This window comes from Rhodococcus sp. ARC_M12, assembly GCF_022810385.1.
GTDB classification, from domain to species: Bacteria; Actinomycetota; Actinomycetes; order Mycobacteriales; family Mycobacteriaceae; genus Rhodococcoides; species Rhodococcoides navarretei.
In genome coordinates, this window is the sequence record NZ_JALGQI010000011.1 from 62228 (window position 1) to 84703 (window position 22476).

The following is a 22476-nucleotide window of genomic DNA, read 5'->3' on the forward strand; positions in this document are numbered from 1 at the left end:
ACTGCTATCGGTTGCCGCCGTTCGGTCCGTGGGGATAACGCTTGCCGACTGCGAACCACAGGATCGGCCCGACAATGGGCAGAATCAACGCAACGACTACCCATGCCAGCTTCGCCACGAATCCCAGAAAGGGGTCACGGACGATCGAAACCAAGGACATGGCGAACAGTGCAAATGCAACCGTAACGCCAACAGAAGTCATGTCCCACAGGGTAGATCAGACATCGGTTCCGGTAGCGAGCGGTCAGCTTCGCAACCGGCTCGAGCGTGAGTTGTCGAGCATCTCGGCAATATCGAGATGCACAGGCCAGCTCATCACCGGGTCGTCGGGTCGAAGTGCTCGGACTCCACGCGCGATGACCAGCATTCGCCCAGCGTCGTCGACGGTGACGTTCGGTCTGGTTGCAAATACCGGAACACTCGTCAGTGGTGTGAAGGTCGACGCGTCGTAGACGGTGAACAGCCAGAACTGTTCGGTTCGTTCGTACTGCACTGGGCCGGGAAGTGGCCACCAACCCGTCGACGAGGTGCCATCGGGCGGATGTCCTATCGTCCAAGCGAAGTCACCGAGTTGTCCACCGTGAAACTGACTGCGGCCCAGCATTTCTTCCTCATCAGCGATGCCAAGATCCGGTTCGACGACGGCGACGTCGACACCGCGAATCAAGCGCACAGGATCGCCCGCAAGATAGGGATATCCGTGTCCGCGAGGCAGCTGCGGAATGCTGGGTCCGATGGTCGAGTGTCCTGCACTCGTCACCCGTACCAGACGGACCACTGATTCCCCACGGGGTTGAACGCAGACGATCCAGTCATCACGTTCCGCAGCAATCGAATTGATGTAGCCGTCGAGTGCCGCAACGTCGGTTGACCCGATCCCGGGTGTGTACATGCGCCACGTAGGGTCGCCGGTGCAGACCAGCAACCGGTCGCCGTTGACGGCTCCGACGTGCGCGGGCAGCGAATCGATCCGAACCGCCTCGTGGCCAAGGGCAAGCCAGAACATTCCATCCACTCCGCCGACCCAGCACCCTGCATCGGCGGCCCAGATGGAACGGGTGTCACCGACTTTGGCAGGCAGAACATGCTCGGTGGCAACGCCTTTCGCATCGATGCTGACGACCAGCGGCAATTCGGCGTCCAGAACCCAGGTGACACCGCCGGCAGCGGCCACGTTGCCCGGCACGATGCTCGGGCGAGTCGGCAGAGGTGGAACGTCGTCGAGATCGAGATCGATCATGACGCTGGACTCCCGATCGAAGTCACCGTCGTCCGCTGGCATCGACTCGTCGCCGAAGAACCGTTGGACGTGCGTTACCTCGCGCGCGCTGCGATGGCCCTGGCGGGCAACCCAGCCTTCATCGGCGATGAACCGGTAGCGCTCGGAGACCATCTGCGCGCGCGTCACCAGACCGCGGAATCGGCCCTCGGTGTCATACCCGAAGACGCCGTAGAAGCGTCCGGTCAGCTCGACTCGGCCTGTGCGGGGGATGAACCCGCGCCACGACGCAGTCCAGCCGTCGCCGCGCAACAACCCGGCCCACTCCCAGCGCCGCGCGGAGTTCTGGCCCGTGTATTGCAGGATCGGTTGATGTCCGGAGGGTTCGAGGCTCGCCGATATCGTGACGATATCCGCTTCGGTATCGGGCAGCTCCACGAAACGGAGTGCGCCGGTCAGAACCGCACCCACCTGCGGCGGGGCGATTTCACCGTCGCCGATCACCGATGACGAGATATGCACGACGAGCGTGCGACGGTCGCTCATGCGCCTTTCAGTGAAGTCATGCACGTGAGGCTAGCGGCATCGTCAGGTCACTGCAGCGAGATCGGGTCCAATGGTGGCATTCCAACGCCGGGCGAAAGCGATAAGCTCGGTCCTCGAGGCGAAGGGGGTTGGCGATGAACAGTCACAGCAACCCCACGCTGCCGTTAGCGTTCGATCTCGCCTGGACGGCAGCGACCGTGGTGTGGCTGTTGCTCGTCGGTGTTGCGTGGGTATCGATTCTGCGTACTTCCCACCGCCGGCGCGGTGCCGCATTCTGGTGGTGTCTGCTCGTGTTGCTCATGCCGGTCACCGGTGCGCTGATCTGGTTCTTGGCTCGACCGAAAACCTCTGAGTCCGATCAGCGGACGAGTTCGTAGCGGGCCAACCACAGCCCGGGCAGTACCTGTTGATCCTCGGTGTGCACGAAGCCGAAGGACTCGTACAACCTGCGGGCAGGTGGATTGTCCCGTCCGGTGGCAACCCGAACATGGTGTCCGGCAATCGATTTCAGCATCACCGCAACCAAACTCCGTCCGATTCCTCGTCGATGCGCGTGGGGAGCCACCACCAGACGGTCGATCTCCGTCTCGGACCACGCTGCAGCACCGAGGATGTCGTCGCCCTCCCGAGCAACGACCCAGTGGACCTGTGCAGCGCACAGATCGTCCACCGACTCGTGCAGCAGCGGGATTCGGTTGTCGCCGATCAGTCTCGCTTCGACTGCATAGGATCCCTTCTGCATCGCGAGAATCTGTTCGGCCAGTTGCCGATCCGAAGCGGGGTCGACGCGAACGACCTCAATAGCGGCCACCGGCGGGGGCAGGCAGGGCGTCGAGTGTGGCGAGGTGCTTCGCGCTCAACATCAGAGACGCGGCACCCGCGTTCTCGTCGAGACGCGACGTACGTCGGGTGCCGGGAATCGGGACCACGTGCTCACCCTGCGCCAACACCCAGGCCAAGGCCACCTGCGCCGGCGTCGCGCCGAGCTCGTCGGCTACGGCTGCGATGGCGTCGACGATCACGAGGTTCGCATCGAGATTGTCCTGGCTGAAGCGAGGCAATCGTGATCGGAAATCGTCTGCAGCAGGTGTGGTTCCGCGAAAGTTGCCGGTCAGGAAGCCGCGACCCAACGGTGAGAACGGAACGAATGCCGCACCGTTGTCCTGCGTCCACTTCAGCGACGTAGCGAGGTGATCGCGCGTCCACAGCGACAGCTCCGACTGCACCGCAGAAATCGGGTGCACCTGCTGGGCGCGATCGAGCTGCTCGACGCTGAACTCCGAGACGCCCAGTGCGCGAACCTTTCCGGCCTGCACGGCCTCGGCCATGGCACCGATGCTGTCTTCGACGTCCACCTCGGGATCCGGGCGGTGCAGGTAGTACAGATCGATGTGGTCGACGCCCAGGCGGCGGAGCGAATCGTCGATCGCCGAACGTAGATGCTCCGGCTTGCCGTTGGGGCCCGAAATGACCGGCTCTCCGGCGTCGCCGACGTGGGAGACGAGACCGCCCTTGGTCGCGAGGATTACCTCGTCGCGTCGGCTGCCGATTGCCTTGCCGACGACCTCCTCGTTGGTGAACGGTCCGTACACATCGGCCGTGTCGATGAAATTCACACCCAGGTCCAAGGCGTGCCCGATGACGCGATCGGGGGTCTCCGTTCGGTCGTCGGCCTTGTATGCCCAGGTCATTCCCATGCATCCCAAGCCGATGGCACCCACCTCGGGGCCGTCGTTCCACAGGGTGCGGGTCAGTACTGTGCGTTCGCTCATGTACTCGACCATACGACGGTAAATGCGTTGTCGCTCGGACTCACCGGGCGACTAGCATCGCCGCATGGCTCTTCCACACTCGAAGGTGTATTTCGGCGATCGCTTGGTGGACGCGCAGGAGGCGACGCTCGGGGTCGCAACCTCGGCCGTCCTGTATGGGCTCAGTGTCTACACCGTGTTCCCCGTGCAGGTGGACGGTGATCGGCGAACCGCGTTCCGCTTGCTCGATCACTATCGACGCCTCGTCGAGTCCTGCAAGATCATCGGCATCGACACTTTCGCGTCGGAGTGGACATTCGATAGGTTCGTTCAGGCAACGCGCGACGTGATCGCCGCCAATGCTCCGACGGCCGAGGTCTACGTTCGCGCCACCGTCCACGTGGACGAGTCGATTCCCGGAACGCGGGTACGCGGACTGCACACCACCGTCTCCATCTTCCTGTACGACGCGAATCCCATTGTCCCGCAGAACGGTATGCGGCTGAAGACGAGCGTGTGGCGTCGTATCCCCGACAATGCCATTCCATCTCGCGCCAAGGTGAACGGAGCGTACGTCAATTCGGTTCTGGCCAAACAGGATGCGATCGACAGCGGCTTCGACGACTGCATCTTCCTCGACATCAACGGTCACGTCTGTGAACTCAGTGCCGCGAACATCTTTCTCGTCCGCAATGGAGTGCTGGTCACTCCCGATGTCACCAGCGATATTCTCGACGGCATCAATCGTCGGACCATTCTGACCCTGGCGCGCGAAGAAGGGCTGACCGTTCAGGAGCGCACCGTCGACCTCACCGAGTTGTACATCGCCGACGAGGTCTTCGTCTGCGGCACCTCGGCCGGAGTTGCGCCGGTATACGAAATCGACGGTCGCGCAATAGGAACCAAGGAGACCGGCCCGGTGACGCTCACCCTGCGAAAGCGTCACCAGGCCGCGCTCACCAGCGACGAAGTGCATGGTTGGGTGACGGCCCTCTAGCTACGCCGGGCAGGTCGAGGTGAGTCCAGCAATGAGCGCGGCGTTGGCGTATTGGAACAGGGGATCGGTTGCGGGGTCAGGTGCCGTGGAGGTCCATGACAGCGCTACTTGACGTTCCCCGTCCGGGCTGGCGAACGCGAGTGTGCTGTAGCCGAAGCCGTTTCCGCGGTTGCCGAACACGAGCTCGCCCGAACCAGGATTGCAGGCATCAATTGCGAGTAGCAGGCCGAGTCCATAGCCGGTTGGGTTGACGACCTGCATCTCGTCGATCAGGTTCTGTGGGATCAGCGTGCCGTCGAACAGTCCACGGAAGAAGGTGTTCATGTCTGCCACGGTGGAGACCACGGCAGCCCCCGACGACCAGATACTGGCGTCGTACTCGGTGACGTCGGTGTAGTTTCCGTTCTCGACAACGTAGCCGTGCAGGGCATCGGCGTCGAGAGTGGAATCGGTGGGGTACGTCGAGTCGGTCATCTCCAGGGGATCGAAGATCCTGTCCTGCAACGACTGTCCGATGGACTTGCCATCCTGCTCGGCAATGATGCGTCCGAGAATGGCGTAGTTGGTGTTGGAGTAGACGAATTCGGACCCAGGTTCGGTGGTCCATGGCATGGCGAGTGCCTGGGCGATCAACTCGTCATCTTTGACGGAGTCGTTTGCGCGGGCCGCGATCTGGTCGGCTGTGTCGAAGCCGGTGAGATAGTCAGGAACGCCACTGGTGTGATCGAGCAGCTGTCGAACGGTCACTGGCCTGGGCAGCAGACCGGGCCGCAACTCGTCGACCTGCTGATCGAGCTCGAGCTTCCCCTCGTCTACCAGCTGCAGCACCACTGCGGCAACCATTGCCTTGGTGACGCTGGCGATGCGGACCGGGTTCTCGGCGGAGGCAGCCTCGGTTCCATCGCGTTCGACCAGACCGGCCGCTCCCGACCAGGAATCCTCGCCGTCGCGCACCTGCGCAACAGCGGCGACGGACCCGGCGTCGACCATCGCGTCCAAGGCGGCCTGAACGTCGTCGGTCCTGATGCTCCCGCTCGAGGGCGTGGTGGTGGTGGGCTCGACGGCTGACGGCTCGTCAGACGATGTGCATCCGCTGACCAGCAGGGACGTCGAGACGGTGAGGGCGGCGAGGATTCGTAGCTTGCTCATGTCTTCGACGCTATCGCCGTCGAACGAAGTATTTCAGTGTCAAATGTCAGTAATTGCGGATGCTGGTCAGCGATCGACCTGCCTCGCACTCGAATCGAGCAGAACCTTCGCCGCAGCCTTTGCTGCAGTGGCAGATTCGGCCAGCTCTGTGATTGCCGCGGTGGTTTGAGCACCCTCGGCGAGCAGCGCGATCTGTAGCCCGACGGCCGGCGCGCAGCCGGCTTCTACGGCCAATCGGGTGACGTAGTCGATGAAGTTCTTCTTGTGCTGATGCGCGGCGTCGGCGACCTCCGGCATGGTGGCGCCCAGTTCGCCGAAGGAGTTGATGAAGGCACACCCGCGGAAGTCGTCCTCGCGAAACCAGTGGTCCAGGAAGTCGAAGATCGACAGCAGCTTGTCTCGGGGGGACTCGTGCGCGGCGGCCTCGGCGTCGATGCCGTCGTTCCACTGCTGTGTGCGACCACGAAGCACCTCGGCGACGATAGCGGTCTTCGACGGAAACAGTGAGTACATGCGCTTGAGGGAGATGCCTGCACTACTGCGGAGTTCGTCCATGCCGACAGCCTGAATGCCTCGCGCATAGAACAATTCGTCCGCGGCGTTCACCACCTGTGCCCGTCCGATTTCCGTACTGGTCATCGTCTACCCCTTGCCGAGAGAACCAACGTTCTCTACAGTAGTCCACACGCGGTGAGAACGACCGTTCTCCCGCGTCGGACTTCACTCACGAAGGAAGGCGACACCATGGCGTACATCAAGGTCGACACCGAGAACTCCACCCCGGTCGAGGTCCACTACGAGGATCACGGCACCGGTCAGCCGGTCGTGCTCATCCACGGCTACCCACTCGACGGCAACTCCTGGGAACGTCAGTCGCGGGCGCTGCTCGACGCCGGCTACCGCGTCATCACCTACGACCGCCGCGGCTTCGGCCAGTCCAGCAAGCCCACCGTCGGCTACGACTACGACACCTTCGCCTCGGACCTGGACAAGGTACTGACCGAGCTGGACCTCAGTGATGTCATCCTGGTCGGATTCTCGATGGGCACAGGCGAATTGGCTCGGTACGCCGCGAAATACGGCACGGATCGCGTCGCGAAGTTCGCATTCCTCGCCTCGCTCGAACCGTTTCTGCTGCAGACCGACGACAACTCGACCGGCGTTCCGCAGTCGGTGTTCGACGGCATCGAGACCGCTGCTCGGGAGGATCGCTTCGCCTGGTTCGAGAACTTCTACAAGGATTTCTACAACCTCGACGAGAACCTCGGCAGCCGCATCAGCGAGGCCACGGTGCGGGCGAACTTCGCCACCGCCGCAGCCAGTGCACCCGTCGCGGCCTACGCCGTTGTGCCCACCTGGCTCGAGGACTTCCGCGGCGATGTTGCGAAGGTTCGTGAATCCGGCAAGCCCACGCTGATTCTGCACGGAACCGCAGACAACATCCTGCCGATCGATTCGACGGGCCGTCCGTTCCACGAGGCGTTCCCCGAGGCGACCTACGTCGAGGTCGAGGGCGCTCCCCACGGACTGCTGTGGACGCACTTCCAGGAAGTGAACGACGCGCTGCTCGCGTTCGTGAAGTAGTGAATCGGGGCGGCAGGCATCAGGCCTGCCGCCCTGGCCGGCACTAGACCGCGACGACGCCGTCGTGGTCGCTGTAGACGATCTCGCCCGGGTTGAACGTGACGCCGCCGAAGCTGACCGGCACGTTCTTCTCACCCGAGCCGGTTTGAGTGCTCTTGCGCGGGTTGGTTCCCAGGGCCTTGACGCCGATCTCGAGTGTGCGCAGAATCGCGGAGTCGCGCACCGCACCGTTGACGATGACGCCGGCCCAGCCGTTGGTGACGCCGCGGCCCGCGATGATGTCGCCGACGAGGGCGGTATGCACGCTGGCATCGCCGTCCACCACCAGCACACCACCGTTGCCGGGTTCGCTGAGCGTCTGCTTCACCAGCAGATTGTCCTGGAAGCAGCGGATGGTGGTGATGGGCCCCGCGAACTCGGTGTGCTTGCCGAACTGGATGAACTGGGTGTCGCAGCTGCGGATGTCGGGACCGATCTCGTCGGCCAGATCAGCGGTTGCCTTGAATTCCACAGGTGACGTCATGCGCCACAGACTATCGTCCGGATATCAGCCGCGGCCGTGACGGCGTTCGTAGTCGTCGCGAGTGCGGTCGGCGCGGGTCTGCGCCTTGGCATTGATCAACTGCGGATCGAGGCCGTGAATCAACAAGCGATGTCGTCGATAGACATTCATCAGGGCGATCGCGAAGTAGACCAACGGGATGAACAGCAAGGCCATCATCGCCAGCGACATCCACAGCGGCCCCGGGATCAGCAGGAACAACAGCAGCAGCGGGATGACGGGCACCGTGAACCGTGCGAGGTAGCGGACCTGCGCGCCGTTACCCACCAGATCCTCACGAACCCAATCCTGCATGGACTCGGGCAGCGTGCGACCGAACGAATAGCCCAGAAACTGCAGCGGGGTGGGCGTCGTGCGTTCGGTGGTCATCGCGCAATGCTAGTCCCACAAGAGTTGGTACAAGTCACCGTTGACTGCGGATTCCCTCATATGTGACGATAGCGTCAGTTCAAGCGATGAGAGAAGGACGTGCACTGTGATCGATCGCAGGACCCTGCTCGGCGCGCTGGGTGCCGCGACGATCTCCGGGGTGGCCCTCTCGACGTTGCCGTCTGCGACAGCATCGGCAGCACCCGCTTCGGGCAACGGCGGGATTGTCGACGTCCACTCGCACATGGTTCCCGACTTCTATCTGAGGGAAGCCCTCGCGTCGGGCATCGCATTTCCCGACGGCATGCCGAAGTGGCCGAGCTGGTCGGTCGGTGAACACCTGCAGATGATGGATGGGTGCGGCATCGACACCGCGATCCTGTCCGTCTCGTCACCCGGAGTGCATTTCGGTGACGACGGCAAGGCCGCCGATCTGGCCCGCCACGTCAACGACTTCGGTGCTGGCGTGGTCTCGAACCAGCCCCGACTCGGTTTCTTTGCGTCGCTGCCACTTCCGAACGTCGTCGACTCGACTATCGAAGCCGTTCGTGCTCTCGATCAGCTCGGTGCCGACGGCGTGACGGTGATGTCGAACGCCGGTGGAATGTACCTGGGCAACGCCGTACTGACGCCACTGCTCGCCGCGTTGGATGCGCGATCGGCAGTCGTGTTCGTGCATCCCACCTCGCCGCCGAATTCTGCAGCGGTGTCGCTCGGGCGGCCGGCACCGATGATCGAATTCCTTTTCGACACAGCGCGTACCGTCGTCGACCTGATTCTGTTGGGGGTCGTCGACAGGTTCCCGAACATCCGCTGGGTGTTCACTCACGGCGGCGGAGTTCTGCCGTTACTGGCGGATCGGGTCGACTTCTTCCGAACGCAGGTCGGTCTGGGCACGCCGACTACGCCGGATGTACTGCAGCGCTTGTGGTTCGACCTCGCCGGTACGCCGGCCCCGCGGCAGCTACCTGCGCTGTTGTCCACCGTCGGACCTGATCGCCTGGTGTACGGCAGCGATTACTGCTTCACGCCGATCACCGGCGTACAGGAGCAACTGCGATCCCTCGACGCCGGTGCCGCGAACGGCGGACTCGAGAACTGGCGTGCGACCACATCCGGCAACGCCCGCCGACTGCTGAATCTCTGATCCGAAGGAAGCAGGCACTGACGATGAAAGCGCAAGCACTGCAACCGTTCTCAGAGTACTGGGATTGGCAGATGAATGCCGCCTGCCGCTCGATGCCGGTCTCGATGTTCTACCCGCCCCTGGGGCTGCGGGGATACTCGCTGAGAAACCTCGAGCGGCAGGCGAAGCTCGTGTGCGATGGATGCCCCGTGATCGCGCGCTGCCTGCAACACGCACTCGACTCGGATGAGAAGCACGGAGTCTGGGGTGGATCGACCCCACACGAGCGGTCCGCGATGGCGCGCGTCAGCCCTGACGAGCGGCATTCGCCCGGACGTCTACGCCCCGGGTCGGAATCCGCACCCCCTGCAGGAGGTGCGAATTCCGAAAAGGGGTGCGGATCGAGACGCGTCAACCCTGCTGAGCAGCGTTCGCGACGATGACATCACGGAGATACTGCGCCAAGCCGTCGGCAATACCGTTGTAGTGCTTGGCAAATCGCTCGTCGGCGATGTACATCTCTGCCAGGTTCACCTGCATCTCGTAACCGCAGTCGTAGTACCGCTCGATCGAAGCCCGATGACGCTCGGCCAGTGCCCCGGCCTCGGTGGAATCCGGCGACACACCCCGCTGCATCGCGGCAGCGAGATCCGCTTCCAGTAGGTCGGCCTCCTTTTTGACGGCCTTCCAGTCGTCCTTGGTGAACGACGCCGTCCGCTGTTGCGACTGCTTCCACTCGTCGGTCTCGCCCCAGCGCTGCTCGGCTTCCTCGGCGTAGTCCTCGCCGGGCCAGTTGTCGCCGAAGATCTCTCGCTGCTCCTCGGGAGTCAGTTGCATACCCATCTTCTTCGCCTCCATCATCTTGTCCACGGCCGCAGCCATTGCGTGCAAGTGATCGATCCGCTCGTTCAACAACTCTCGCTGCCGACGCAGATGTGCCATTGCGTCCACCGCTGGGTCGTCGAGCAACGCTGCAATGACCTCGAGCGGAAACCCGAGTTCGCGGTAGGTCAATACCTGATGCAGCCGTTCGACATCGGCGGACGAGTACGTCCGATAGCCCTTCGGCGTTCTGCCCGAGGGCACCACCAACGCGATCTCGTCGTAGTGATGCAGCGTTCTCACGCTGACACCCACCAACTTCGAGACCGCGCCGACCTGCATGCCAGACGAATCACTCACGAAAGACACTGTGCTGCCTCCCGTGGCGTGAGGGTCAAGCCGCGCTTATCGGGTCACACGTTCGCATCCGGAGGTGGATTCTCCCGCGAGACGTTGCGCGAGCCAATCGTATGCGCCGGGACGACCGTTGGTCTGCGCCAGCGAATGATCCCCGGGCACCAATTCGAGGCGAACCGACGCTCCCGCAGCGCACCACTGGTCCTGCACGGCCTCGGCACCCTCCTTGGGGATGAGGAAGTCCTGCAGGCCCTGGTAGATGTACACCGGCGCGTCGGGCTTCGTCTGGCCCATGCGGTTCTCCTCGACGACGGCCGTGGTGATCGGATGCGCGAAGACATCAGGAACGTTGGAGAGGTTTCGCTGGTCCAACATCAACAGTCCCGAATACGACAACACATCGACGCATTGATCCTTCTGCGCCAAAGCCAGTCGTTTCCCGTTGTCGTTGGCGAGCTCCCGCATCTCCGGATACTCCCTGGACAACCCGATCGTCGCCGCAGTGAACAGGCCCGAACCGATCTGACCGTTCAACGAGGTCTGCAGAATCTTGTAGTCGGTGGGCGGACCGCCGAACGCGACGCCTGCGATGTTCAGCTCGGGCGCGTACTCCGGGGCCAACTGCGCGGCCCAACCCGAGGCGATGGCACCGCCGGAGTAGCCGGTGATACCGATCGGCGCATCCGCGCTCACGCCCGCGCTCTGGGAGGCACGAAGGCCGTCGAGCACGGTGTGCCCGGAGACGAGACCGGCCGAATAGGCCTGCCGCGGGCCCTGGTAGTCGGTGACGACCACCGTGTAGCCGCGGTCGAGCAGAATTCGAACCTGGTCGATTTCCTTGTTGTTGCCCCGCGGCAACGTGTAGGACGGCGCGCACTGATTTCCGAGCGAATCCGTCGCCTCGTTGTACGCGATGACGGGACGATCTCCGGCTCCGGTCCACGGCGCGGTGGGGGTCAGTACCGTCGTCGCCGCTGCGATGGGCCGGTTCTTGGAGTCGGTGGAGCGGAACAGCAACTGCACGGACGACGCCTCCGGCGTGACCGCGACGTCGCGACGGTTCAGTACAGAGCCGGGCTGCTGGTTCTCGTACCCGGCAGGCGGGTCGAACCATGGATCACCGAGTGAGGTGGGGAGATACGCATCGGGATCGCTCGGCGGAGCGATGAAATCCTGCAGTGGATCGGCCTGGGCCGATCCTGCGAACGACAGCATCAATGCTGCGGCTCCGGCCAGAACGAATGCCTTGCGCATGTATTTCCCACCCTGTAGCTCCGTACGCCCCGACGTCCGGTAGACCACTGACCATCGTGCCACAGGATTCGGGAATTTCGGCCCTGTGAAGTGAGCCGAAGACCAGGTAGGTTGTCTGTTACTCAGAACACTACTCACCAGTAGGGACACGTCCATGCCAGCACCGTCCGCCTCGACCTTCTCTCGGCTCGCCGATCTCATCGCCATCCCAGACGCCGAATCGCGGCCGACGAAGACCATCACCGAGGTGTTCACCGGTAAGGAACTGGCGACCATCCCGGTCGGCACCGCCGCCGACGCGACGGCTGCGATCGCGCGCGTTCGCGCAGCTCAGGTGGCCTGGGCCAAGCGCCCCGTGTCCGAGCGCGCCGAGATCTTCCACCGCTACCGTGACCTGGTGCTCGCCCATCGCGACGAGCTGATGGACATGGCGCAGGCCGAGACCGGCAAGTCCCGCGCCGCTGCCCTCGAGGAAGTCCTCGACATCTCGATGACCTCGCGGCACTACGCGCGCACCGCCGCGAAGCTGCTGGCTCCGAAGAAGGTCACCGGCATGCTGCCGGTGCTGACCAAGACTCGTGTCCGCTATCAGCCGAAGGGCGTCGTCGGGATCATCTCCCCGTGGAACTACCCGATGACCCTCGCGGTATCCGACGCCATTCCGGCGCTGTTGGCAGGCAACGGCGTTGTGCTCAAGCCCGACAGTCAGACGCCGTACTGCGCCCTGGCCTGCGTCGAACTGCTCTACAAGGCCGGTCTGCCCCGTGACCTGTTCGCCGTGGTGCCCGGCCCGGGTTCGGTGGTGGGAACCGCCATCGTCGAGAACACCGAATACGTCATGTTCACCGGCTCCACCGCTACCGGTCAGCTCCTGGCCGAGCAGGCCGGCCGTCGACTCATCGGATTCTCCGCGGAACTCGGCGGCAAGAACGCGATGATCGTCGCCAAGGGTGCCAACCTGCGTGAGGTGTCCGACGCGGCCGTCCGAGCCTGCTTCTCCAACTCCGGCCAACTCTGCATCTCCATCGAACGTATCTACGTCGAGAAGTCGATCGCCGCGGAGTTCACCGAGAAGTTCGGTGAAAGGGTGCGCAAGATGACTCTCGGAGCCGACTACGAGTTCGGCATCGAGATGGGCAGCCTCATTTCCGAGGACCAGATCAAGACCGTCTCGGCCCACGTCGACGACGCCAAGGTCAAGGGCGCGACCGTGATCGCGGGCGGCAAGGCTCGCCCCGACATCGGCCCACTGTTCTACGAGCCGACCTTGCTGGCGAATGTCACCGAGGACATGGAGTGCGCGGCAACCGAAACCTTCGGGCCGCTGGTGTCGATCTACCCCGTCGTCGATGTCGACGAGGCCATCGAGAAGGCCAACGACACCGAGTACGGACTCAACGCGAGTGTGTGGGCCAAGACCAAGTCGCAGGGCGAAGCCATTGCGGCGCGGCTGCATTCGGGCACCGTCAACGTCGACGAGGGCTACGCGCCGACGTGGGGAACCACCGGCGCACCGATGGGCGGCATGGGAGTGTCCGGCATGGGGCGCAGGCACGGTACCGAGGGTCTGCTCAAGTACACCGAGTCGCAGACCATCGCGACGACGCGGTTGCTCAATCTCGGTGGGCCGCGGGGACTTCCGCCGAAGCTGTGGGCAAAGATCATGCCGCCCTTCGTCAAGGCGCTGAAGTACATCCCGGGTCGGTAGAGCAGGCTCCGAAAACGGGGGCGACGAGGGACGGTCTAGGTCGCGCGTAGGACCGAGATGCTCAGGGCCCTGCTGTAGATCGAGTCGGTGTCGACTCGATCGAACATCGGCCACGACTGTCGATCGATTCCCTCGTCGTCGAACGTCGCCACGGGGATGTCCCACACGGTCGATCCGGTTCTGACGTCGATTCCGCGCAGTACTTCCGGTCCGAACAGTGTGGCGACGTCACCGTCGAGCGCACCGACCTCGGCGAACCGCCCCGACTCTCGGCTCCACAGCGTGGTTCCGGTGTCGAGGTCGATCGCCGACTCGGTGGCGGTGTCGTTGTTGCGCAGCAGTGCCACCGAATCGGTGACCGCGTAGGCGAGGCCGTTGGTGGCCAGGAACGTCGCGGCGGGGCCGGCGACGTCCGGCGCAACCGTCCGGACGAGGCCGTCGTCGGTCCACACAGGGTCGGGATTCGACGGACGATAGCCGCCCGTCCCGAGCAGCAACGGGCTCTCCTCGGAGGGTGCGTCGAACGTCGGCTGCTGCAGGGTCACGGAATCCGTTGCCGCGAGCACGGTTCCGTCGGTGTCGACGATCTCCGAACCCGTGACCGCGTTGGGGTCCGAGCAGTCCGTTCGCACAACCCGCACTGTGCCGTCGCGCGCGGCAGTGCCCGAGCGTGCACAGTTCGGAGTTGTTCTGGACCACAGGTTCTCGCCGGTGTCGAGGTCGAAGGTGAACACTCCCTGGTCGTCGTCGTACAGCCCGATTCCGTGCGCGGTGTGCAGGGTGGAAGCAAAGTACATGCTCGACGAGGTCGCGGAATCGAACTGCACCGACCAGTCTGCATCGAGGTCATCAGCAGTACCTCGCGATACCGTCGCCCGGTCACCCTCGTCCACCGCACGCGAGGTGTAGACGTGGCCGTCGGAGGTGGTCAGATTCGTGATGGGGAACGCTGCGTCCCGCGTGGTCGGTTCTCCGGATTCTGCGTCGACGGTGAGGATTTGGGACCTCGTGCCGGCGTTGCCGCGATAGCAGACGATCCGACCGTCGACGAATTCCTCACCGCAGCCGACGATGTCCTCCGCAGGGGTGCGCCATCGCACCGCGCCGTCGGCGATGTCCAATCCCACCAGGGTGGCGTCGGCGATGTCCCTGCCGTCGAGACGGCCGACGAGCGTGACGACCGTCGAGCCGTCGGAGATGGAACCGGATTCCGTCGAGTCGGTCTCGCTGCCCTGGACCGGATCGCGAAATTGACCACCGTCGATCCCCACATCCGAGGGAGTCAGAGTCCAACCGAGGCCGGGCGCGGATCCTGTTGCACCGTCGACGGGGGTGCCGGCCGGGGGCTGCTGCTGCTCGGTAGTGCACGACGCGCAGACGAGCGCTGATACCAGGACCGCGACGGCGGAGATCCGGAGGCCGCGTGTCATGAAAGATTCTCCCGCCTGTGCAGAACCGACATGGTGGTCTGTCCGTTCTGGCGAGCATAGAACGAAAATTCCCCGCACTCTCGGTGAGAGTGCGGGGAAATTCTGTGATGCCGGGTCTAGTTGACGCTGTGTCCGTTCAGTCCGGCGTGTGCGTAGTGATTGTGGCTGTCGGGAATGTGGTTGTCTCCCAACACCCGGGCGATCTGTTGCTCACTGAGCCCCAGGCGACGAAGCCGCTCGCACACTGCATCGAAATCGAGCATCCTCGCGTCGAGTTCCTGCTGCAGGGCAATCACTTCGGCGCGGATGGTCTCGGCCTCGTCCAGTGCGGCCAACGTGTCCTTCGGCTCGGGCAACAGCAGAGCGAGCAGTCGATCGCGAGCGTCGGTGCTCAGGCCCTCGAAGGGCCGCTGTCCCGGCTGAGCCTCGTGCCGACCCTCGGCGTGCCCGCTGTCGAGGTGGCGGTCGGCGTCGTACTCGGGGGAGAGGTAGTCCTGGGTGGCACCGAAGGACGGAATCTCGGCGAGCTGGTCCTGCGGCTCGTCCTTGGGTCCCTGCGCAGGGGTCGAGGCGATGTCGATCGTCTGGCGCAGTGGGCGATTCGGAATGAAGACGACTGCGATCAGCGTGACGATCGCAACGAAGCCGGCGATCATGAAGATGCGTCCGGTCGCGTCACCGTATGCGGTACGCAAGACCTCGAGCACCGGTGCAGGCAGTGACGTGAGGTCGAGTGACCCACCGCCGCCGGCCGAACCGTCGACGCCGAGCTGGGCCAGGCCGGCTGCCGACTTCTCGGCGACGCGAGTTGCCAACAGCGAACCGAGAACCGAGACGCCGATCGCGCCGCCGAAGGTGCGGAAGAACGCAACCGTCGACGATGCCGCACCGACATTCTGCACACTGACCGTGTTCTGCACTGCGAGAACGAGATTCTGCATCAGCATGCCGGTACCGAGGCCGACGATGGTGATGAAGATGCCGACCGTCACCAGGCTGGTGGCGTGATCGATGGTGCCCAGGAGCAGAAATCCGACGACCAGCAGGACCGAGCCGGACACGATGAACGGCTTCCACTTTCCGAACTTGGTGATGAGCTGTCCCGAGCCGACGGAGGCGACGAGCATGCCGAACACCAACGGGATGGACAGCAATCCGGCTTCGGTGGGGGTGTAGCCGCGAGCGGTCTGGAAGTACTGGCCGAGGAAGGTGGTGGCTCCGAAGAGGCCGACACCGACGGCGATCGAGGCGATGATGGCCAGGCCGGTCGTGCGCTCGGTGACGATCTTGAGCGGGATGATCGGCGACTTGTGCCGTGCCTCGACGATGATCGTCAGGACCAGCAGCAGTACGCCGCCGCCCACCAGGTAGGCCGTCTCGCGGGAGATCCAGGCGTAGTAGTCGGCCTTGCCTGCGAACGACACCCACACCAGCAGAACGGAAACGCCTGCGGTGAGCAGGAGTGCGCCCAGCCAGTCGATCGAGACGTTGTCCTTGCGGACGGTCTTGATGTGCAGGGTCTTCTGCAGCAGACCGAGGGCGACGACGGCCAGCGGCACGCAGACGAAGAAGCACCAGCGCCAGCCGAGAGGGCTGTCCACGATGACACCGCCGAGGATGGGGCCGCCGGACATCGACACGGCCATGACGGCGCCGGTGTAGCCGGAGTAGCGACCGCGATCACGCGGGGAGACGATGGTTCCGATGATGGCAATGACCAGTGCGGTCAGACCGCCCATGCCGATGCCCTGCACCACGCGTGCGGCCAGGAGGACGGGCACGTTGTGGGCGAAGCCGGCGATCAGCGAGCCGGCGACGAAGATGACGATCGCGCTCTGGACGAGCACCTTCTTGTTGAACAGGTCGGCCAACTTGCCCCAGATGGGCGTGGAGGCGGCGTTGGCCAGCAGGGCCGTGGTGATGACCCAGGCGTACGCGGTCTGCGAGCCTTTGAGGTCACCGATGATGGTGGGCAGCGCCGTCGAGACAATGGTGGTGCTCAGCAGCGCCGTGAACAGCGCGGCCAGCAGGCCGGTCAGGGCTTCGAGGATCTGGCGATGCGACATCGCGTCGGGATCGACGACTGCCTGATTGGGCGGATTCTCCGCGGATGTTGTCATGTCTTATCTCGCAATCAATTCAATGCGGGCCACGTCCTGGTGCTGGGCGTGGGCGTCTTCGGTGAAGGTGTCGTTCAATCTGCGGATCGAGTCCAGTGCATCGAGTGCCTCTGCCTCGCTCCAGCCGCTCAACATCTCTGCCAGGCGACGTGCTCGTCTGTCCCAAATTTGCTTCAGTCGAGCTTGGCCTTCGTTCGACACACAGACCCGGGACGCACGTTTGTCGTCGGGATCGGGGTGCCGATCGATGTAGCCGAGGTCGACGAGGTCTGCGATCTGCCGGCTCAGGGCCGACTGGCTGACACAGAGCCTGCTGGCCAGGTCGGTCTGTCTGCATTCGCCCTCGGTCGCCAGGATGGCCAGAACTCCGGTCAGGGCCTGCGGCAGGGGTGAATCCTCGACTCCGGTGGTCACGGCCCGCTTCAGCGTGCGCCCGAAGAGAAAGACCTCTTCGACCAGCGACTCCGCTGTTGTGGATCGAACTGCCATGAGTACTCCAACGATGAGTGTCCGTTTACTTGCTGTCTGCAACCATATATATAGATACATGCGCTAAGCAAACAATATTCCTGTCTGGTGGGTCACAGGTCTGAGATGGACTGCGGTCGGGAAAGTGAAGTTCTGCCAGGCTGATGGCGCTGATCGCGACTTCCCCTGCGACGCGATCGAGCGAGTCTCCTATCAGGACGCTGGTGTCGAGCACCGTCCTCATCGCTGCCATGGGTCCTGCATCGAGTCGTCGATGTCGATCAGATCGCCCGCAAGGGTCGGGTCGTGTTCCGAGTCGAAGACGTCGGCTACGTCGTCGAACGTGTTCCATTGCTTTCGCTCTGCCGGACCCAACACGGCGCTCGGTCGTCCTGCGACCGTGATCAGCAGCGACTCGCCGGCCTCCGCGCGCTTGACGTAGTCGAAACATCGTCCACCATGTGCGGGATGTTCGTTGCGTCAGCCTCCGCGGGGAACTCGAGAAACGTCCCCGCGGGGACGTTTTCGGGGCTATACAGTCCGAACATGGACGTTGTGCGCGCGATGCCACTGCTCACGGTCACCGATCTCGATGCGGCGCTGGACAAGTACGTCCAGGTCACCGGCATGGAGGTGGTGATGAATCACGGCTGGATCGCTACGCTAGCTCCGCCCGATGACAATTCTGCCCAGCTGAGTCTGATCACCACCGATCCCACCGGACCGGTCAATCCGTCCGCGTCGATCGAGGTGGACGACGTGGACGCGGCGTACCGGGCAGCGATGGACGCCGAACTCGAGATCGTCTACGAGATCACCAACGAGGAGTGGGGTGTACGCCGATTCTTCTTTCGCGACCCGGGCGGCAACGTGGTGAACGTTCTTTCTCACCTGTGACCCGGACGCAGCAACTCTCCGTGCCGGATTCCGCGAAGAGTGCGGGTGGCCACGGTGAGCCAGGCGGCGAGCAGTAGGACGTACAGGGCAACGGCCAGAGCCTGCACCGCACCGAAGTTCAGCGCATGTCCCAATGCAGTCGCTCCGGTGACACAGGTGCCGACGGGAAAGGTGAACGACCACCAGGTCAGCGAGAACCCCAGGTTCCTGCGTGCTGCGTGCACGGTGAGAGCCGTTGCGAGAGCGAACATCAGCATTCCGAAGCCGCCCATGATCAACCCGTAGCCGATACCGAAGACATGAAGTCCGACCGCGACCGACGACTGTGCGCCGGTGAACACCATCGACGCATCGGTGCCGAGCAGGTTCGCCGCGGTGATCGACTGGCCGATCAGCCCCAGCGTGATCCACACGGTCGGAGCCGCGTCGACGGGCGGCAGGCCGCCGTGCAGCAGACGGCCGTAGATCAGAGTCAGCGTGATCATCCCGACGATCAGCGACAGCCCGAACATCGCGTAGCACGCACACAGCAGCGCCAGCCGCCACTGGCCCTCGGGCACGTGGGGGAGCAGCAACGCACCGGTCGACGCCGAGACCATCGGCGGCACCACGGGCATCAGCCACGCGGGCAGGGCCGCGACGTCGCGATGATGGGCCGCGGTGATCATTCGATACGGCACGACGACGCTGGTGAGCAGACCGGTAATCGTCCCGGTGATCCACAGCGCGGCGAACAGTGTTGTGGCCGCGGTGGATCCGAGCAGGTCCGCTCCGAGGAGACCTGCGCCCGCGCCGACGGTGAGCATCGCCATGGGCGGAGCGCCGTAGAACTGCACCATCACCGGGTGCCGGGCGTAGGCGACGGCGTGGTCGCGATGCCCGATCCAATGCCGGGCAAAGGCCACACCGATCACGACCAGCGCGGTAGCTGCGACCACCCACACCGCAACGGCGAAGACGTGCAGAGCCGTGAACTGCACCGGCAACGTCGCGGCTGCGGTGGCCACGATGCCGGTCCCCATCACCGCAGCGAACCAGTTGGGAGTGATGTGCTCGAAGGGCTGGTGTCGCACGACGAGGGTAGGAGCTGTCACGGCCATGTCTTCAGCCTGCGCGTGACGGATCATCTCCGGTAGGTAGCGAATTGCCCCTCACCCATAACTCAGGGTTATGGCTGGGTTTTCGCCGCCACGGTGAGTAGTTCCGCCGCCGGACCACTCGGCGCGCGGCCGGACGGCCAGATCGCCTTCAGCTCACGATGCAGAGTAAGTCCTGGGATAGGCACTCGGACCAGAGTTCCGGCGGCCATTTCGGGGGCAACGGCCAAGGAGCTCAGCACGGCTCCACCGATGCCTGCCCCGACAGCGGACTTGATCGCTGTCGTCGAGGAGACCTCGAGGAGCGGCGACGCCGGCTGTCCGAGACCCGCTGCAGCCAGGGCGCTTTCGTAGGCCGAACGCGTTCCCGATCCGGCCTCGCGCATCACCAGTGCGGTGGCGACGATCTCGGTGGCCGACGGCGGAGTGACGGCCCACGGGTGATCCGGTGCCACCACCAGCACCAGTTCGTCGGTGGCAACGGTTCGGTGGTCCAGAGCTGCCGGGACACTGGGACTTTCGATGAAACCGAGGTCGGCGGTGCCCGCGAGTACCTTCTCGGCGACCACCGTCGAGTTACCCGAACTCAGTGCCGGAACGATGTGCGGGACAAGCGTGTGCAGCGTGACCAGCCAGCGCGGCAGAAGGTATTCTGCGACAGTCTGACTCGCGGCAATCTGCACATGGCCGACGCGTTCGGCGTGCAACGTGGCGATGGCCGTCGCCAAGTCCTCGGCGGACCGAACGACCGGCGCGGCCCAACTGGCGACGAGCTCACCGAGTTCGGTCAGCACCGTTCCGCGTGCGCCGCGTGCCAGCAGCGGAGCGCCGACGCGCCGTTCGAGCGCACGAATACGTGCACTGGCCGCCGGCTGCGACATGCCGTGAGCCCGACCGGCTCGCCCGATGCTGCCGAGCTCGGCCACCGACAGCAGCAGATCGATGCTGGTCAGATCGGCAACGTGAGGGGGAAGCGGCACGAGGCGAGCCTACTTTCGTCAGTACTCGCTGAACAGGTCCAGCTCGCCGTCGTCCTCGGGTTCCACATCGGGCTCGTTGTCGGGACTGTCGTCGCTGCGTTCGTGCAGCACCGAACCCACCAGTGCGGTGACGTCGATCGCGGCGGGATCGGGGATGGGGTGCCCCTCGACAAAGGCGAGTCGCTCGGCCGAGAGGTAGGCCAGGCGCACGGCCTGGACCACGAGGACGCGTCGTAGACCCTCGGAGACCTCGCCGCGTTCACGAGTGACTGCGGCCAGCCGTGAGATGGTCTCGGCGCGGCGAGCAATGCGAATGTCGGGATGGCCGCGCTCGCGTCGGGTCTGTTCGGAGATCAGCGACCGGCGTAGCGACGCGGGGAGTGCGATGGGCTCCGAGACCGGCGGAATCTTCTCGTTGAGGATCGCCTTGTGCCGCGACCTGTCGATGGCCTCGAGGTACGCCGTGTACTCGTGAGCATTCAGATCTCGCTCGGCTGCGCGGAATTGATCTGCGCCGTCGGACTTCTTGAGATCTTCGTACTGCCACAGCGGCCAGATCTCGATCTCGGCGACCTCGAACACGTCGAGCACCCGCATCGCAACGGCGTCGGTTCGCTGGTTGGTCAGATGACGCTGCACCCGGACGCTGAGCTTCTCCTTGGTCTGCCCCACGTAGATGGGCTCGCCGTCGTAGTCGTAGAACGCGTACACGCCCCACTTGGCCGCCGACCATACCCGACCGTGATCATCCTTCTCGCTCAGCACTTCTCGCAGAGCGGTACGAAAGGACTGCACATCGTCCGCGGGGAGAGTGCTCTTGCGCGGCGCGACGGCAGACGACCGCAGCGAGGACTTACCGTGACTGGACATGCGCTGCAGCAGAATCGAAAGATCCGGTGACCAGTGGCATCAGGTAGTGCTCGGCGAGCCACGCGACCACGGGAACGCACACCGCATCCCCGAACCCGAAGAGCGCCTGGTTGTTTCGCAGGCCGTCGAGTGTGTACTCGCCCGCACCCATCAGGCGAGCGTATTCGAGTGGCGTCATCCAGCGCACCTGCAACCGGCCGTTGCCCATCTTGACCACCGCCTGCTTCGACGAACCGCCGCGGGCAGTACGGAGGCAGCCGGAGATGTCGTCGGGGCGAGCCTCCCAGACGGCGACGCCGTTGCGGGTGCGACGGTAGGCCGTGCGGTAGCTGACCTTGCGCGCCTTCTTCAGAATTTCGATGCGCTGCAACTGGATCGGCGACAACGACTGCACGAACGCCGCGGTACGGGCTGCATCCCACCATCGCTCGTCGCGGTAGTCCATGCGCTCGACCAGATCTCCCAGACCGCTGGTCAACGGAATCGGCGGACTCGGCAGTGGTGCCCGATGCGTCAGCAACGTCGAATCGCCGTATACGGCCTGCAACCAATCCGGCCGAAGCTCACTGTTGGGGTCGCGGGCATCCTCGGGCGGATTCTGTGCACCGATCAGAAACAGACGTGGACGCGACTGCGGGACGAAGCGTCGAGCATCGATGGTGAGGACATCCACCGAGTAGCCGAGCTCGTTGAGCTCGCGAACCGCTGCGGCCAGATCGTCACCACCATGGCTGGTCGCCAACCCGACGACGTTCTCGAGCGCCACCACCTGTGGCCGAGCATCACCGAGCTCGGCCAGGACCCGCGTGAAGTGGCGGAACGTCGAGGAGTTCTTGCCCGCGAGACCGGCCCGGCCGCCGGCCAGCGACAGATCGGTGCACGGAAACGACGCCCACGCCAACGACAGACCGTCAGGTAGATCGTCTCCACGGGTTCCGGCGACATCACCGAGCTGGAAATGGCCGGCGTCGTCCCCGAAGTGCTGTCGGTACATCTGATGCTTGTCACGCTCGATGTCGTTGGCCCAACGCACCTCGAAACCGGCCTGCTCCAAGCCCATTCGCACCAAGCCAATACCGGCGAAGAACTCTGCGACCGTGTGGATCCGACCGAGCGCAGGTGCCGAGGAACCACCCGGCACCACAGTCAACTTCGGCATGCGTTCAGGTT

General features: G+C 64.2%; 24 protein-coding genes and 1 pseudogene. 7 read left to right on the plus strand and 18 right to left on the minus strand.

The window, feature by feature from the left end:
* Positions 1 to 4 precede the first annotated feature (4 nt).
* Together MTX35_RS15330 and MTX35_RS15335 are read right to left on the minus strand one after the other, a co-directional pair.
* Entirely contained in the window at positions 5 to 202 is a 198-nt protein-coding gene (locus MTX35_RS15330; RefSeq protein ID WP_243595811.1) for a PLD nuclease N-terminal domain-containing protein, read from the minus strand.
* A 42-nt stretch (positions 203 to 244) separates the two neighbouring features.
* A complete protein-coding gene (locus MTX35_RS15335) occupies positions 245 to 1765 on the minus strand; it encodes a hypothetical protein (protein ID WP_243595812.1) in 1521 nt (506 codons plus the stop codon).
* Between the two features lie 134 nt (positions 1766 to 1899).
* Between MTX35_RS15335 and MTX35_RS15340 the strand changes: the two genes are divergently transcribed.
* Positions 1900 to 2142: a PLDc N-terminal domain-containing protein gene (locus MTX35_RS15340; RefSeq protein ID WP_243595813.1), complete on the plus strand. Its 243-nt coding sequence runs from the start codon at positions 1900 to 1902 to the stop codon at positions 2140 to 2142.
* Here MTX35_RS15340 and MTX35_RS15345 read toward each other — a convergent pair.
* Positions 2124 to 2507 (minus strand): GNAT family N-acetyltransferase, encoded by a 384-nt coding sequence (locus tag MTX35_RS15345; RefSeq protein WP_243595814.1) that lies wholly within the window; start codon positions 2505 to 2507, stop codon positions 2124 to 2126. The genes MTX35_RS15340 and MTX35_RS15345 overlap by 19 nt on opposite strands.
* A gap of 55 nt (positions 2508 to 2562) precedes the next feature.
* A complete protein-coding gene (locus MTX35_RS15350) occupies positions 2563 to 3537 on the minus strand; it encodes an aldo/keto reductase (RefSeq protein ID WP_243595815.1) in 975 nt (324 codons plus the stop codon).
* A gap of 64 nt (positions 3538 to 3601) precedes the next feature.
* Here MTX35_RS15350 and MTX35_RS15355 point away from each other — a divergent pair, with 64 nt between their 5' ends.
* Complete coding sequence (locus MTX35_RS15355) at positions 3602 to 4513, plus strand: aminotransferase class IV (RefSeq protein ID WP_243595816.1); 912 nt, start codon at positions 3602 to 3604, stop codon at positions 4511 to 4513.
* On the opposite strand, the gene MTX35_RS15360 is transcribed toward MTX35_RS15355, so the two are convergent.
* Complete coding sequence (locus tag MTX35_RS15360; protein ID WP_243595817.1) at positions 4514 to 5662, minus strand: serine hydrolase; 1149 nt, start codon at positions 5660 to 5662, stop codon at positions 4514 to 4516. It lies immediately after the preceding gene.
* A gap of 66 nt (positions 5663 to 5728) precedes the next feature.
* Complete coding sequence (locus MTX35_RS15365) at positions 5729 to 6301, minus strand: TetR/AcrR family transcriptional regulator (protein ID WP_243595818.1); 573 nt, start codon at positions 6299 to 6301, stop codon at positions 5729 to 5731.
* A 105-nt stretch (positions 6302 to 6406) separates the two neighbouring features.
* On the opposite strand from MTX35_RS15365, the gene MTX35_RS15370 reads away from it, so the two are divergent.
* Complete coding sequence (locus tag MTX35_RS15370) at positions 6407 to 7246, plus strand: alpha/beta fold hydrolase (RefSeq protein ID WP_243595819.1); 840 nt, start codon at positions 6407 to 6409, stop codon at positions 7244 to 7246.
* Between the two features lie 43 nt (positions 7247 to 7289).
* On the opposite strand, the gene rraA is transcribed toward MTX35_RS15370, so the two are convergent.
* Both rraA and MTX35_RS15380 read right to left on the minus strand, forming a co-directional pair.
* Positions 7290 to 7769, minus strand: coding sequence for a ribonuclease E activity regulator RraA (gene rraA, locus MTX35_RS15375; RefSeq protein WP_094638506.1), 480 nt, complete (start codon positions 7767 to 7769; stop codon positions 7290 to 7292).
* Between the two features lie 24 nt (positions 7770 to 7793).
* Positions 7794 to 8177 (minus strand): DUF5313 family protein, encoded by a 384-nt coding sequence (locus tag MTX35_RS15380; RefSeq protein ID WP_243595820.1) that lies wholly within the window; start codon positions 8175 to 8177, stop codon positions 7794 to 7796.
* Between the two features lie 106 nt (positions 8178 to 8283).
* Between MTX35_RS15380 and MTX35_RS15385 the strand changes: the two genes are divergently transcribed.
* Positions 8284 to 9324 carry an amidohydrolase family protein gene (locus MTX35_RS15385; RefSeq protein WP_243595821.1) on the plus strand — a complete coding sequence of 347 codons (1041 nt, stop codon included), beginning with the start codon at positions 8284 to 8286 and terminating at the stop codon, positions 9322 to 9324.
* Positions 9325 to 9395: 71 nt separating this feature from the next.
* The gene (locus MTX35_RS15390; RefSeq protein ID WP_279395999.1) at positions 9396 to 9746 is read left to right on the plus strand and encodes a WhiB family transcriptional regulator; all 351 of its coding nucleotides are present in this window, start codon (positions 9396 to 9398) and stop codon (positions 9744 to 9746) included.
* Here the strand turns inward: MTX35_RS15390 and MTX35_RS15395 are convergent.
* Both MTX35_RS15395 and MTX35_RS15400 read right to left on the minus strand, forming a co-directional pair.
* On the minus strand, positions 9715 to 10467 hold the full coding sequence (locus MTX35_RS15395) for a MerR family transcriptional regulator (RefSeq protein ID WP_243595927.1): 753 nt from the start codon (positions 10465 to 10467) through the stop codon (positions 9715 to 9717). The two genes, MTX35_RS15390 and MTX35_RS15395, sit on opposite strands and share 32 nt — an antisense overlap.
* A gap of 63 nt (positions 10468 to 10530) precedes the next feature.
* Positions 10531 to 11736, minus strand: coding sequence for a lipase family protein (locus MTX35_RS15400; protein WP_243595822.1), 1206 nt, complete (start codon positions 11734 to 11736; stop codon positions 10531 to 10533).
* 115 nt (positions 11737 to 11851) lie between these two features.
* On the opposite strand from MTX35_RS15400, the gene MTX35_RS15405 reads away from it, so the two are divergent.
* Positions 11852 to 13444: a succinic semialdehyde dehydrogenase gene (locus MTX35_RS15405; RefSeq protein WP_279396000.1), complete on the plus strand. Its 1593-nt coding sequence runs from the start codon at positions 11852 to 11854 to the stop codon at positions 13442 to 13444.
* A 35-nt stretch (positions 13445 to 13479) separates the two neighbouring features.
* Here MTX35_RS15405 and MTX35_RS15410 read toward each other — a convergent pair whose 3' ends face one another.
* The 4 genes and pseudogenes from MTX35_RS15410 to MTX35_RS15425 all read right to left on the minus strand — a co-directional run.
* Positions 13480 to 14874 (minus strand): PQQ-binding-like beta-propeller repeat protein, encoded by a 1395-nt coding sequence (locus MTX35_RS15410; RefSeq protein ID WP_243595824.1) that lies wholly within the window; start codon positions 14872 to 14874, stop codon positions 13480 to 13482.
* A gap of 116 nt (positions 14875 to 14990) precedes the next feature.
* The gene (locus MTX35_RS15415; RefSeq protein WP_243595825.1) at positions 14991 to 16994 is read right to left on the minus strand and encodes an MDR family MFS transporter; all 2004 of its coding nucleotides are present in this window, start codon (positions 16992 to 16994) and stop codon (positions 14991 to 14993) included.
* Between the two features lie 3 nt (positions 16995 to 16997).
* Positions 16998 to 17483, minus strand: a complete 486-nt coding sequence (locus tag MTX35_RS15420) for a MarR family winged helix-turn-helix transcriptional regulator (protein WP_243595826.1) — start codon at positions 17481 to 17483, stop codon at positions 16998 to 17000.
* A gap of 219 nt (positions 17484 to 17702) precedes the next feature.
* Positions 17703 to 17900, minus strand: a pseudogene (locus MTX35_RS15425) (type II toxin-antitoxin system Phd/YefM family antitoxin); the annotation flags it as partial.
* Positions 17901 to 18008: 108 nt separating this feature from the next.
* Here MTX35_RS15425 and MTX35_RS15435 point away from each other — a divergent pair.
* A complete protein-coding gene (locus tag MTX35_RS15435; RefSeq protein ID WP_243595828.1) occupies positions 18009 to 18359 on the plus strand; it encodes a VOC family protein in 351 nt (116 codons plus the stop codon).
* Here MTX35_RS15435 and MTX35_RS15440 read toward each other — a convergent pair.
* The 4 genes from MTX35_RS15440 to MTX35_RS15455 all read right to left on the minus strand — a co-directional run bounded on the left by MTX35_RS15440 (position 18350) and on the right by MTX35_RS15455 (position 22465).
* Positions 18350 to 19459, minus strand: a complete 1110-nt coding sequence (locus tag MTX35_RS15440; protein WP_243595829.1) for a TDT family transporter — start codon at positions 19457 to 19459, stop codon at positions 18350 to 18352. The two genes, MTX35_RS15435 and MTX35_RS15440, sit on opposite strands and share 10 nt — an antisense overlap.
* A gap of 68 nt (positions 19460 to 19527) precedes the next feature.
* On the minus strand, positions 19528 to 20436 hold the full coding sequence (locus MTX35_RS15445; RefSeq protein WP_243595830.1) for a LysR family transcriptional regulator: 909 nt from the start codon (positions 20434 to 20436) through the stop codon (positions 19528 to 19530).
* An 18-nt stretch (positions 20437 to 20454) separates the two neighbouring features.
* Positions 20455 to 21306 carry a GIY-YIG nuclease family protein gene (locus MTX35_RS15450; RefSeq protein ID WP_243595831.1) on the minus strand — a complete coding sequence of 284 codons (852 nt, stop codon included), beginning with the start codon at positions 21304 to 21306 and terminating at the stop codon, positions 20455 to 20457.
* Positions 21290 to 22465 (minus strand): DNA cytosine methyltransferase, encoded by a 1176-nt coding sequence (locus tag MTX35_RS15455; RefSeq protein WP_243595832.1) that lies wholly within the window; start codon positions 22463 to 22465, stop codon positions 21290 to 21292. Before MTX35_RS15455 ends, MTX35_RS15450 begins: the two co-directional genes overlap by 17 nt.
* Between the last annotated feature and the right edge of the window lie 11 nt (positions 22466 to 22476).